Source organism: Paenibacillus pasadenensis, assembly GCF_002864175.1.
Classification (GTDB): Bacteria; Bacillota; Bacilli; order Paenibacillales; family Paenibacillaceae; genus Paenibacillus_O; species Paenibacillus_O pasadenensis.
The window spans coordinates 712131-725448 of the sequence record NZ_NFEZ01000003.1 but is presented as its reverse complement, the minus strand read 5'-3'; the positions used below and the strand labels follow the sequence as shown (position 1 = coordinate 725448).

The window sequence follows — 13318 nt, the reverse complement described above, 5'->3', positions numbered from 1 at the left end:
GCTCTCATGAAACAAGCGACGACTCGAAAGCCCGCCTCGGCCGCTCCGAGAGGCCGGCTCCAGCAATGGGCCGCGGGCATCGTGCTGACCGTATTCGGCATCGCCATGGTGCTGCCGTTCGTCTGGATGGTGCTGTCCGCCTTCAAGACCGAAGGCGAGATCAAGCGCATCCCGCCGACGCTGTGGCCGGAGGCGTTCACCGTGGACAATTTCACCCGGCTGTTCACGGAGATGGACTTCGGCACGTACTTGGGCAACACGCTGCTCATCACGCTGTTCTCGTTCGTCGGCCTTCTGCTGAACGCGATGGCGGGATTCGGCTTCGCCAAGTACCGGTTCAAGGGGCGGGAAAAGCTGTTCCTGCTCGTGCTCGCCACGATGATGATCCCCGGCCAGGTGACGATGATCCCGGTCTACCTCATCCTGAACGGCGTCAGCCTGACCAATACGATGCTCGGCATCGTGCTGCCCGGCTTCACGAGCGCCTTCGGCATCTTCCTGTTCCGCCAGTTCATGAGCACGCTGCCGGAGGAGATCATGGAGGCGACGCGGCTCGACGGCGCGAGCGAGTACCGGCTGTTCGCGCAGGTCGTGCTGCCGATGTCCAAGCCGATCCTCGCCGTGCAGGCGATCCTGACGTTCATCGGCGGCTGGAACAGCTTCCTGTGGCCGCTCATCATCGCCAACGACGAGAAGCTGTACACGCTCTCGGTCGGCCTGCAGCTGCTCAAAGGGCAGAACACGACCAACTTCGCCCTGCAGATGGCCGGCGCGGCGTTCATGGTGCTGCCGATCATGGTCATCTTCATCTTCTTCCAGCGGCAGATCATCGAGAACTACAATATTTCCGGCATCAAGTGAACGGATGAGAAAAGGATGACAGCGAAAAGCGCCCCTTCAGGGCGCTTTTTTCGCTTTGTTGCAGATCAGCTTGTAATGCCGTCCGTAGCCTTTGCCGTACTCGACGATGCGCCGGATGATCGCCGGATCGTCGAGCTTGGTGAACGGGCATGGATCGGGCCGCGTGTTCACCTCGAGAATCCACGGCTTGCCGCTCGTATCGACCGCCAGGTCGAGGCCGAGCTCGCGCAGCGCCGGGTACGACCGGCCGAGCTCGCCCGCCGTCTGCAGCGCGATCCGGTCCATGCGGCGCAGCAGCGCCTCGGCCTCCGTCTGGCCGAAGGCGGGCGCGAGCAGACGCATCGGCTCGAAGATCGTGCCGCCCTGGCTGCCGTTGCTGACGATCTTGGCGGGATGGGCGACGCGCGCCGCGGTGCCGTTGCATGCCCATGCCCCCGACCGGTCCTGCTGGATCATGAGGCGAAAATCGAACGGACGTCCTTCGTGCTCCAGCATGCGGATGCCCCTCTGCACCAGATAGGGCGTATCGCCGATGCGCTTGGCGAGCGAGCGGTACAGCCCGCTGCGCGTCGCGAAGCGCCGCACCTTCTCTCCGCTCTGGTAAGCCCAGCCGCTGCCGGTCCGCTCGACGCGCATGACGCCGATGCCCATCCGGCCGACGTCGGGCTTCACGTAGACCATGCGGTGCTTGCGGAGCAGCTCGGCGAGCGACTCCTCGTTCAGCCAGCGCGTCGCGGGCACGGACTTGGCCAGCTGCGGATGCTGAAGCAGCCGCTGCGTCTTTTCCATCTTGCTGGCGACGGATCGCCGGGTGGCGTCGCCGCCTTCGCCGCTAGACATGCCGCTGGCTCCTCTCGCTAGGGATTGGTTCCAGTGTATGGGCAATTGGCGGCGGGCGACTGGGCGCGCGGGGAAGGATCGTGACCGTGGAGCTCGTAGAGCCCCATTTGCCGTTGGCGGCGGCGTTGCGGGCACATACGCACGAACCTGACAGGCGTCATGGGCATACGGTAGTGCGATGGGCGGAATCGACTCCGCCGACTAGAGGAGGGCGAAGCGATGCGGACAGCGGAGTGGAGCGCGGCGATCGGACGGCTGCGCCGGAGCTTTCCGTGGATCGATGGGCTGGCAGGGGCAGCCGTCGAGGGAGCGGCGGGCAGAGCGGATGCGGCGGCCGGGGCAGCGGAAGGAGCCGGCGGCGGAAGGCCGGATGAGGCCGAGTTCGGCGGCGGTCTGGCGGGGGCCGCGGATGCCAAGGACGAAGCCGGCGGCGGAAGTCCGGATGAGGCTGATTTCGGCGACGGTCTGGCTGGGGCCGCGGATGCCGAGGACGAAGCCGGCGATGGAAGGCCGGATAAGGCTGATTCCGGCGACGGTCTGGCCGCGGCGCTGCAGCTGCTGGAAGGGTTGCCGCTGCTGACGGCGTCGGCGCTGGAGCGGCACTACTATGCCGAGGGCAACCCGCTCGCCGCGCAGCCGGGCCTGAACGTGTACCGCACGTCCGGCACGAGCTCCGGCCGGCGCAAGGCGATCTACTACTCGCCGCAGGACGAGGCGGATTACCTGCGCGTCAAGCTCGACGTGTTCCGCGAGCTGCTGGCCGGCGGCGAGTGGCGGACAGCCGTCTCCGACATGGGCACCGGCCATGCCGAGGCGACGGCGGGCGAGGTGTTCCGCGAGCTCGGCTTGTCCGTGGAGACGCTGCCGTTCCGGCTGCCGATCGCCGAGCATGTCGCCGCGCTCGAGCGGCTGCGGCCGGAGGTGCTCTACACGATGCCGTCGATTCTCGACCGCATCCTGGCGGCGGCGGCGCGGCCGGCGGAGCTCGGCATCCGGCGCGTGCTGCTCGTCGGCGAGCTGGCCTCGCCGGGATGGCGGCGCGCGGCAGCGGCTCGGCTCGGCTTGACCGAGCTCGACATCGCGGATACGTACGGCTCCATCGAGATCGGCACGATCGCCTCCTACTCCCCGGAGCATGGCCGCTATTTGCTGGCTGACGGGCTGCTTGCGGAGGGCGTGCCGGCGGAAGCGCTCGGCGACGGGCTGGAGCCGCTGCCGGAGGGCGAGGCGGTGCTCGTGCTCACCTCCGCGCTGCGCGAAGCGTTCCCGGCGCTTCGATATGTCACCTATGACGTCGTGCGCGACCTGCGGCCGATCGTCGCAGGCGGCCGGCTGCGCCAAAGCTTCGCCGGACTCGTCAAGCGCATCGGGCCCGACCTCAAGCATGGCGAGAAGATCAGCCTCTATGACATCGAGGACGCGGTCAGCCGCCGGCTGCCGGACGCGCGGCTGCGCGTCGAGGTGCGGGGCAACCGGCTGGCGATCGGCATCGACAGTCCGTCCGCCTCGGACGAGGAGTTCGAGCTGGCGGGGCGGGACGTGGAGGCGCGCATCCCGGCGATCGGGGAGATGATCCGCAGCGGCTTGCTGGAGGGCATCGCGGTGCGGCGGGTGCGGCTCGGGGACGAGGCGGCCGAAGGGCCGATCAAGCGCAAGAAGATCTTTTACGGAGAAGGAGAGACGCCGTGATGCGGGAACCGGATCTGAATGGAGGCATCGCGTCGGCGATCGGGCGGACGCCGCTCGTGCGGCTCTCGCGGCTGTTCGAGGGGGAGGCGTTCGAGGTCCATGCCAAGCTCGAAGGGATGAATCCGGGCGGGAGCGCCAAGGACCGGGCCGCGCTCCATATGCTGAAGGAGGCGATCCGGCGCGGAGAGCTGGCCGCCGGCGGCACGGTCGTCGAGTCCAGCTCCGGCAATCTGGCGATCAGCCTCGCCCAGCTATGCCGGCAGGCGGGCCTGCGCTTCGTCTGCGTCGTCGATCCGCGCACGACCGAGGCGCATAAGGCGCTCATCTCCGCTTACGGCGGAGAGATCGAGCTGGTGAGCCGGCCCGATCCGGCGACCGGCGAGTTCCTGCCGGCGCGCATCGCCCGCGTGCGGCAGCTGCGGGCGTCGATTGCCGGGGCGTACTGGACGAACCAGTACGCCAACCCGGACAACGCCGCCGCGCATGAAGCCACGACGATGGCCGAGATCGCCGAGAAGCTCGGCACGGTCGACTGGCTGTTCTGCGGCGTCAGCTCCTGCGGCACGATCCGGGGCTGCTCCGACTACATCCGCGGCCGCGGCTGGCCGACCCGGATCGTCGCGGTCGACGCCCAGGGGAGCGCGCTGTTCGGCGGGGGCAGCGGCGTTCGCCGCTTTCCCGGCCTCGGGGCGGCGCTGGAGCCGGGGCTGCATCGCGCGGACTTGGCCGACGAGGTCGTCCGCGTCAGCGACGCCGATTGCGTGCGCGGCTGCCGCAGCCTGCTGCGGCGCGAGGCGATCCTCGCCGGAGCTTCCTCGGGCGGCGTCGTCGCCGCGATCAAGCGGATGGCCGGCAGCCTGCCTGCCGGAGCGGTCGTGGCGGCGATCCTGCCGGACCGGGGCGACCGCTATCTCGATACGGCGTTCGACGCCGGATGGGCGAGCCGCGAGCTCGGCCTTGGACCGGACGAGGAGCTGGCCGCCGCGCCGTGACGGAGCGTTTGAGCGGCAGCGAGACGGGCAGCAGCGAGACGACGGTCGGGGAAAAGGCCAGGAAGCGCAGGAAAGAGGAGGAGAAGCGATGCTTTACTTGAACGACGAGCATATCCGCGAGCTCGGCTGGGACTGGAGCCGCTTGGCGGATCTCATCGAGGAAGCGGTGCGCACGATGGACGCGGGCGGTAGCGCCGCTCCGCTCAAAGGCTATCTGCGCTTTCCCGGCACGCCGAACCGGATCATCGCGACTCCGGCCTATCTCGGCGGAAGCACGGAGCTGGCCGGCATCAAGTGGATCGCCGGATTTCCCGGCAACCCGCAGCGCGGGCTGCCGCGCGCCCGCAACCTGATCGCGCTGAACGATCCGTCGACGGGCGAGCCGCTCGCCGTGCTGCGCAGCGATCGGCTGAACGGACTGCGCGCGGCGGCGGTCAGCGGCGCCATGCTGCGCTGGTACGCCGAGCTGCGTCCGGCGTCCGGGGGCGGCTTCACGGTCGGCATCATCGGCTGGGGGCCGATCGGCCGCCTGCATCTCGACATGGCGGCGGCGCTGCTCGGGCCGCGCCTGGAGCGGGTGCTGCTGCATGACGTGCGCGGCATCGCGGAGGACAGCATCCCGCCGGAGCTGCTCGGCCGCGTCGAGGCGACGACGGACTGGCGGGAGCTGTACCGGCAGTCGGACGTGACCGCGACCTGCACGGTCGCGCCGAGCCGCTACATCGACGAGCCGCCGCCGCAGGGAGCGCTGCTGCTGCATGTGTCGCTGCGGGACTACGAGCCGCACAGCGTCGCCGGCCTGCGCACGTTCGTCGACGACTGGAGCCAGGTATGCCGCGAGGATACGGACATCGAGCGGCTGCACGCGGCGGGGCTGCTGGCGGAGCCGGACGCGCTGACGCTGGCGGACGCCGTCTGCCGCGACGCGCTGGCTCCGCTCGCGGGCGAGACGATCTTTTTTAATCCGATGGGGCTCGGCATCTTCGACCTGGCGCTGGCGGGGGATTTCTACCGCCGCGCGCTGGCGGAGGGGCTTGGGGTGGGGCTGGATTGACCTGACGAGATCATTAAGGTCGCAAGGATGATTCTGCAGGAGGGGGAAGGGAGCGCGTTGCGCCGCCAGGCGTGATGCGCTTCCAGACCCGCTAAGCTCCATGCCCGCCAAGCTCCAGACCTGCCGAGCTCCATGCCCGCCGCGCCGCTTCGCTCGCCCATCGGGGCGAGCGAAGCGGCGTTCCCATACGCCTGCTCCGCGATCTAATGATACTCACAGACCTTATTTCGTCCGATTGGCGCCGAATGAAATCCTAACGATACGGACAGACCTTATTGCTGCCCAAGTCGCTCCCGAAGCTGCTTTTTCGACAAAATAGCGCTCCTCCGTATCGTTGGCTGCGAAAAAACCATCAAAACCGCCGAATAGCGTTTCCTGGTATCATTGAGACGTCAAAAAGTTCGATCTGGCTGCATAACCAGCCCCTCCTCCCAACGAATCTTCGTTCATGAACCGTCCGCGGTCGGGTCATGCCCGCGAGCTTCCGCATAAGTTCATCATCGTCATCTGATGACGGGATATGACTCGTTCTCGATTCGCGCGATAGGATCGCTTTGCTTTGGAGGAAATTTTAAAGTTGACGATCTTGCTTTTCATCCCTAGAATAGGTTGTGCAAACGTTTTCTGTGAAAGCGCTTTATATTTATCCTGGTGCTTGCCGTCCCGTGGATTGCCTTCGTTCCTTGGACGAGCGGGTATCTTTTTCCACCCTTATGCAAACGTTTGCTTAACGATCATTGTCTTAGGAGTCATTCATTCAGAGGAGGGTCTAGTTGAACATGATCATGAGCGCTACGACGAAGCGTTTCGCTTCCATCACCGCCATTTTCGCGCTGCTGCTGTCGCTGTTCGCCGGGGCTTTGCCCGTGCAGGCGAACGCGGACGCGGCGGCTGGCGAAAACGCAGCCGTGCAGGCGGAAACGGCGCCGCCGGTGGCGGATGGCCATCTGCGCGTCCATTACCAACGTACGGACGGCAACTATGAGGGCTGGGGGCTATGGCAATTCGAGGACGTCGCCCAGCCGTCTTCGAACTGGCCGAACGGCGGCACGCCTTTCCCGGCCGGACAGGCCGACGGATACGGAGCGTACGTCGATATTCCGCTGAAGGCGGACGCCAAGAACGTCGGCCTCGTCGTCATGAAGCCGGCCAACGGCGACAAGGACGCCGGCGACAAGAAGTTCTCGCTGGCCTCGCCGGCGATGAACGAGGTGTGGCTGAAGCAAGGCTCAGATGCGGTACATAGCTTCGAGCCGGTCGAGCTGCCGGCCGATACGGTGCGCGTGCATTATCAGCGCTCCGATGGCGAGCATGCCAAATACGGCGTATGGTCGTGGGGAGAGGTCGCGGCTCCTCCGTCCACATGGCCGACCGATGCGGCGATGTTCTCCGGCGAGGACGCCTATGGCGGATTCGTAGATCTGAAGCTCAAGGAAAACGCCCAGGAAATCGGCTTTCTGCTGCTTGATCCATCCAAGGGCGACGCCGGCAAGGACGGCGGCGACAAGAAGTTCGCCTACGTGAGCAGCTACAAGCATCTGTTCGTGAAGCAGGGCGACGACAAGGTGTATATCTCTCCGTTCGGCGAGCTGCCGGTGAACGAAGGAGCGCCTGCGCTCCTGTCCGCTCAGCTGCTCGCCGGTGGCCGCATTCATGCGGACTTCACGCTGACGACAGGTCTGGATACGGCGGCGCTCAAGGAGGCGCTGCAGCTCAAGGACAAGAGCGGAGCGCAGCTTTCGATCGCTTCCGTCGAGATCGACAGCGCGACGTCGATCCGCATCCAGGCGGATTTCTCCGACGCCCAAGCGCCGCTGCAGCTGACCTACGAGGGCAAGACCGTCGCCGCCGCTGCCGGCTGGCGCATGATGGACGAGCTGTACGCCTACGACGGCAGCGATCTCGGCGCGACCTATGCCGCCGGCGGAGCGACGCTCAAGCTGTGGGCGCCAAAGGCGTCAAGCGTCACAGTCAACGTCTACGACAAGGACGACGCGACCGTCAAGGTCGGCTCCCTGCCGCTCGACCAAGGCGAGCGCGGCGTCTGGTCGATCCAGCTCCAGCCGAACGATCTCGGCGTGACGGATTTCAAGAACTATTTCTACCAATATGAAGTGACCAATGGCGGCGTGACGAAGCGCGTGCTCGACCCGTACGCCAAGTCGATGGCCGAGTTCCACGTCAATACGAAGGGCGAGACGGGAGCGGACGGCGACGCGGTCGGCAAGGCGGCGATCGTCGATCTGGCCGGCACCGATCCGGAAGGCTACGGCTTCGCCGACATCGACGGCTACGAGAAGCGAGAGGACGCGGTCATCTGGGAGATCCACGTCCGCGACTTCACGTCCGATCCGTCGGTCGAGAGCGACCTCCACGAAGCGACCTGGGGCACGTTCGACGCCTTCAAGCAGAAGGTCGACTACATCAAGTCGCTCGGCGTGACCCATGTGCAGCTGCTGCCGGTGATGGCCTGGTACTACGGCGACGAGGCGGCAATGAAGGAGCGCGAGCTCGCCTACTCGGCGATGAACAATGAGTACAACTGGGGCTATGATCCGCACAGCTACTTCTCTCCGGACGGAGCATACTCCGAGAATCCGGCCGATCCGGAGCTGCGCGTCCGCGAGCTGAAGGCGATGATCGACGCGATCCACGACGCCGGCATGGGCGTCATCCTGGACGTCGTCTACACGCATATGGCCAAGGCGGACTTCCTGAACGACATCGTTCCGAACTACTATGCGTTCCAAGGACCGAACGGCAACTTCCTCGGCGGGTTCGGCAACAACCTGGCGACGAACCGCAAGATGGCCGAGAAGCTCATGGTCGACTCGGTGAAATATTGGTTCGATGAATACAAGATCGACGGCATGCGCTTCGACATGATGGGCGACGCGACCTATGAGTCGATCCAGAACGCTTACGACGCGGCCGCGGCGATCAACCCGCAGGCGCTGTTCATCGGCGAAGGCTGGCGCACGTTCGCCGGCCATCAGGCAGATCCTTACCTGGCGGGCCACGGCGCCGATCAGGACTGGATGGACAAGACCGACGATGTCGGCGTCTTCTCCGACGAGTTCCGCAACGAGCTGAAGTCCGGCTTCGGCAGCGAAGGCGAGCCGCGCTTCATCACGGGCGGGGCGCGGGACATCAGCGTCATTTTCAACAATATCAAGGCTCAGGCCGGCAACACGAAGCAGGACGATCCCGGCGACATGGTGCAGTACGTCGAGGCGCATGACAACCTGCCGCTGTACGACATCGTGGCGCAGGCGATCAAGAAGGATCCTTCCGTTCCCGAGAACAATCAGGAAATTCTGAAGCGCGTCCGTCTCGGCAACCTGCTGACGCTCACGTCTCAAGGGACTGCGTTCCTGCATGCCGGTCAGGAATACGGCCGCACGAAGCAGTGGCTCGGCGAAGGGGTGCCGGAGCAGAAGTACCATGAGCTCAAGGATGAAAAAGGCGTTACGTTCGGCTATTTCGTCCATGACTCCTATGACTCCTCCGACGCGATCAACAAGTTCGACTGGGCGAAGACAACGGATGCGAACGTCTACGGCGAGAACGTCAAGACCGTCGAGTATACGAAAGGCCTCATCGATCTGCGCCAGTCGAGCGACGCGTTCCGCCTCGGCGACAAGGCCCTGGTGGATCGCAACGTGACGCTGCTCCAGGTTCCGGAAGTGAACGCGCAGGATCTGGTCATCGCGTACAAGAGCCAGTCCTCCGACGGCAAGGACGACTTCTATGTGTTCGTCAACGCCGACAGCAAGTCCCGGAAGCTGACGCTCTCCGAAGACCTGACCGGCGGTCTGGTCGTCGCGGACGACGACGAAGCGTTGGCGGCGGGCGTATCCGCTCCGAGCGGCTTCTCGCTCGAGTCCGGCTCGATCACGCTGCAGCCGCTGACCGCGGTCATCATCCGCACGGAGGGCAAGACGGCTCCTCCGACGGAGAAGCGCTACGTGCAGGTCAACTATATCCGTCCGGACAAGAGCTACAAGGACTGGAATATGTGGGTATGGAATACGGGTGTCAAGAACGACCAAATCGATTTCCAGACGTTCGACAACGGCATCGCTTCGGTGCTCATCGAGGTCGCGCCGCAAGCGACCAGCGTCGGCTTCGTGCTTCGCAAAGGCACCGATTGGAATACGGCGAAGCAGGATATTCCGGATGACCGCATCATCCCGCTCGTTCCGGGCGAGGCCTTTACGAAGGTCAACGTGACGAGCATGGTCCGCGAGCTCGACATCAAGCCGAGCCTGACCGGTCCGACGCTCGACGACGGAACGATCACGTTCCGCTATCGGGACGATGCGCTGTTCCGCACGAACCGCATGAATGAGATCGAGGGCGTGAAGCTCCTCATCGGCGGACAGGAGCATGCGATGACGTATGTGCCGGAGCAGGAGCTGTTCCGCTACGTGCTGAGCGGCATCGAGCCGGGCACGCATGAGTATTCGTTCGCGGTGACGAAGAACGGCCAGACGGCCGAGATCACCGATCCGAAAAACACGGTGGATGGAAAGTCGACCGTCACTTATGTAAGGCCGGATGTAGCCATCTCCGCATCGGCATCCCCAGCAGCGATCGCTGCAGGCCAGCACGCCGTGCTGGAAGTGGAAGCGGAAGCTTCCGAAGAAGTTGCATTCAAGGAAGCTTATCTGGATCTGACGGCGCTTGGCGGACCGGCCAAGGTGAAGCTGGACACGGAGCTCATGCAGCAGACGGTCGCCGTCAAGGACTCGGTGCCTGCGGGAGAGAAGACAATCCCGATTACGCTCGTCGATTCGTACGGCAACCGCCACCATGGCAGCGCCGAGCTGACGGTGCAAGCGAAGAGCACGGCCGGCGGCAAGCTGGACTTCGACTTCGACGAGTCCCGCATCTACTTCGTGCTGACCGACCGCTTCGCGGACGGCGACGAGACGAATAACTTCAACGTGAACAAGAACCATCTGGAGGCGTATCATGGTGGCGACTTCCAGGGATTGATCGACAAGCTCGACTACATCGAGGATCTTGGCGTCAATACGCTGTGGATCACCCCGATCGTGGACAACATCGACTTCAACAAAGGCACCGACTTCGGCGGCGAGCAGTACGGCTACCATGGCTACTGGGCCAAGGACTTCGCCAAGCTCGACGAGCATCTCGGCGATCTGGACACGTTCAAGCAGCTCATCGACGAGGCTCATGACCGCGGCATCAAGATCATGGTCGACGTCGTGCTCAACCATACGGGCTACGGCATGAAGCCCGGAGATCAGTACCCTGGCGTGACGCAGGCAGACAAGGATCGCTTCGCGGGCATGCTTCGCACGGACGGCCTCTCCGCCGATACGGATGCGATCAAGGGCGAGCTGGCCGGCTTGCCGGACTTCTTGACGGAAAATCCGGATGTCCGCAGCCAGGTCATCCGCTGGCAGACCGACTGGCTGGAGCGCGCGAAGAGCGATCGCGGCGATACGATCGACTACTTCCGCGTCGATACGGTCAAGCATGTCGAGGACACGACGTGGAAAGCGTTCAAGAACGAGCTGACGCGCATCGATCCGAACTTCAAGCTGATCGGCGAATACTTCGGCGCGACCGTCGACAGCGACGGCGGCACGCTGCAGAGCGGCCAGATGGACAGCCTGCTCGACTTCGGGTTCAAGGGCCAGGCCAAGGCCTTTGTCGAAGGCAACGTAGAGGCGGCAGACGCTTATCTGACGGAGCGCGCCGCCAAGCTGGACAATACGCGCGTCATGGGGCAGTTCCTGAGCAGCCATGACGAGGACGGCTTCCTGAGCGAGTATGTCGGCGGCGACAAGGCCAAGCTGATGGCTGCCGCGGCCATGCAGATTACGGCCAAGGGCCAGCCGGTCGTCTACTATGGCGAGGAGCTCGGCCGCTCCGGCAAGAGCGGCGGCAAGTTCGAGAATGGCGAGTTCAGCGAGAACCGCGGCGACATGCCGTGGGACAAGCTGGAGTCCGAGTCCAAGCTGCTGGCGCATTACCAAAAGCTGCTCGGCATCCGCGCCGACTATTCGAAAGTGTACGCCAAAGGCGAGCGGGTCAGCCTGGAGGCTTCCAATGAGAAAGGCTACATGGCCTTCCTCAACCGCTATGAAGGCGAGCAGCTCGTGACGGCGCTCGGAGTCAAGACCGCCGCGCAGGAAGTGACTCTGGCCGTGCCGTTCGCGGCAGGCAGCAGCGTAAAGGATCTGTATGGCGGCAAGACCTACGCGGTCTCTGCCGACGGCAAGGTGTCGTTCTCGCTGCCAGCGATGGCGGATGGAGGCACGGTCGTGCTGGCGAGCGTGAAAACGACGCCGACGCCGACACCGGAGAATCCGACGCCGACGCCGGCAACCCCGACGCCGACGCCGGAGAACCCGACGCCGACACCGGCAACCCCGACGCCGACACCGGCAACCCCGACGCCGACACCGGCAACCCCGACGCCGACACCGGAGAACCCGACGCCGACGCCGGCAACCCCGACGCCGACGCCGGAGAATCCGTCGCCGACACCGGAGAACCCGTCGCCGACGCCGGAGAACCCGTCGCCGACGCCGGAGAACCCGTCGACACCGTCGCCGGTCACTCCGACTCCGGCGCCGAGCTCCTCTCCTGCCAAGCCGGAGAACGTGGTCGAGCTGACCGCGGATGCGCTCAAAGCCTCGGCTTCCATCACGCTTGAAGCTGGGATCGCGGAAGTCCGCCTGCCGCTTGACGCGAGCACGATTCTGGGCTCGAAGCCGCTGGAGCTGAAGCGCGAGGGACTGACGGTGCAGCTGCCGTCAGCTCTGCTGGCGCAGCTCGCCAAGCTGATGCCGGCAGGCGAGTCGGAAGGCGCGTACCTCCGCTTCCAGGCCGCCGATCTGGATGCAGCGGCAGCCGTAGCGGCCGCGGATCAAGCGGCGACGAAGCTGGATGCCGAAGTCAAGCTCGGCAGCAAGCTGGTGGAGCTGAGCCTCGCCGTCGTGACGAAGGCAGGCCAAGCCTACTCGCTTGATCGCTTCGAAGCTCCGGTCCAGCTGACGTTCGCGCTGGACTCCGGCGTGAGCTTGCAGCTGGCCGGCATCTACTACCTGTCCGGCGAGCAGCCGGAATACGTCGGCGGCAAGCTGGCGGATGGACGTCTGACGGCCAGCGTAAGCCACTTCAGCCGCTATGCGGCGCTTGAAGTCGACAAGACGTTCGCCGATCTGTCCGGCCACTGGGCCGAAGCGGCCGTGAAGCGGCTGTCGGCGAAGCAGATCGTCGCCGGCACGAGCTCCACGACGTTCACGCCGGCCAAAGCCGTCACCCGCGCCGAGTTCGCCGCGATGCTGGCGAGAGCGCTCCGACTGGACGCGCCGGCAGCGGGCAGCGCGTTCAACGACGTTCCGTCCGGCGCCTGGTACGCCTCCGCCGTCGAGGCGGCTCGCCATCACGGCATCGTCACCGGCAAAGGAGACGGAACGTTCCAGCCGCACGCGGCGATTACCCGCGAGGAGATGGCGCTGATGCTGGTCCGTGCCTACCGCGCGCAAGCGGCGGATGCCGCAGCTGCCGCTCAAGCGGCTGCTGTCCGCGATCTCGACCGCGTATCCGCATGGGCGGCCAAGGACGTGCAGGACGCGCTGGCGCTCGGCCTGCTCAAAGGCCGCGCCGACGGCAGCTTCGCGCCGGCGGCTTCCGCAAGCCGCGCGGACAGCGCGCAAGCGATCCTCAATCTGGCGGATCGTCTCGGGCTGTAGCGAGCCGAGGCGACTCCAGCAGCATGCTGCATGCAAAAAGGACTGCCCTTACGGGGCAGTCCTTTTTCGGTCTTCAGGTACAGGCTGATTTTCGCCTTCCAGGGAGAGAAGCACACAAGCGGCGCGTCTCCGCATGGCTTACGAGC

The 13318-nt window shown here is 65.2% G+C and carries 6 protein-coding genes; 5 read left to right on the top strand and 1 reads right to left on the bottom strand.

The window, feature by feature from the left end; all coding sequences use genetic code 11:
• Positions 1-6: 6 nt before the first annotated feature.
• Positions 7-861: a carbohydrate ABC transporter permease gene (locus B8V81_RS06755; RefSeq protein ID WP_028599214.1), complete on the top strand. Its 855-nt coding sequence runs from the start codon at positions 7-9 to the stop codon at positions 859-861.
• A gap of 36 nt (positions 862-897) precedes the next feature.
• On the opposite strand, the gene B8V81_RS06750 is transcribed toward B8V81_RS06755, so the two are convergent.
• On the bottom strand, positions 898-1701 hold the full coding sequence (locus B8V81_RS06750) for a YheC/YheD family protein (RefSeq protein ID WP_028599213.1): 804 nt from the start codon (positions 1699-1701) through the stop codon (positions 898-900).
• A gap of 219 nt (positions 1702-1920) precedes the next feature.
• Between B8V81_RS06750 and B8V81_RS06745 the strand changes: the two genes are divergently transcribed.
• The 4 genes from B8V81_RS06745 (at position 1921) to B8V81_RS06730 (ending at position 13172) form a co-directional block, all read left to right on the top strand.
• Complete coding sequence (locus tag B8V81_RS06745; RefSeq protein WP_180968390.1) at positions 1921-3390, top strand: phenylacetate--CoA ligase family protein; 1470 nt, start codon at positions 1921-1923, stop codon at positions 3388-3390.
• Positions 3390-4382 carry a 2,3-diaminopropionate biosynthesis protein SbnA gene (gene sbnA / locus B8V81_RS06740; protein WP_043111411.1) on the top strand — a complete coding sequence of 331 codons (993 nt, stop codon included), beginning with the start codon at positions 3390-3392 and terminating at the stop codon, positions 4380-4382. Before B8V81_RS06745 ends, sbnA begins: the two co-directional genes overlap by 1 nt.
• An 88-nt stretch (positions 4383-4470) precedes the next feature.
• Positions 4471-5436: an ornithine cyclodeaminase gene (locus B8V81_RS06735; protein WP_028599211.1), complete on the top strand. Its 966-nt coding sequence runs from the start codon at positions 4471-4473 to the stop codon at positions 5434-5436.
• Between the two features lie 779 nt (positions 5437-6215).
• A complete protein-coding gene (locus tag B8V81_RS06730; RefSeq protein ID WP_101808014.1) occupies positions 6216-13172 on the top strand; it encodes a pullulanase in 6957 nt (2318 codons plus the stop codon).
• The last annotated feature ends 146 nt before the right edge of the window (positions 13173-13318 follow it).

Coding starts and splice junctions, on each gene's coding strand:
- B8V81_RS06755 (WP_028599214.1), top strand. CDS start 7: ATGAAACAAGCGACGACTCGAAAGCCCGCCTCGGCCGCTCCGAGAGGC.
- sbnA (WP_043111411.1), top strand. CDS start 3,390: ATGCGGGAACCGGATCTGAATGGAGGCATCGCGTCGGCGATCGGGCGG.
- B8V81_RS06730 (WP_101808014.1), top strand. CDS start 6,216: ATGATCATGAGCGCTACGACGAAGCGTTTCGCTTCCATCACCGCCATT.
- B8V81_RS06745 (WP_180968390.1), top strand. CDS start 1,921: ATGCGGACAGCGGAGTGGAGCGCGGCGATCGGACGGCTGCGCCGGAGC.
- B8V81_RS06750 (WP_028599213.1), bottom strand. CDS start 1,701: ATGTCTAGCGGCGAAGGCGGCGACGCCACCCGGCGATCCGTCGCCAGC.
- B8V81_RS06735 (WP_028599211.1), top strand. CDS start 4,471: ATGCTTTACTTGAACGACGAGCATATCCGCGAGCTCGGCTGGGACTGG.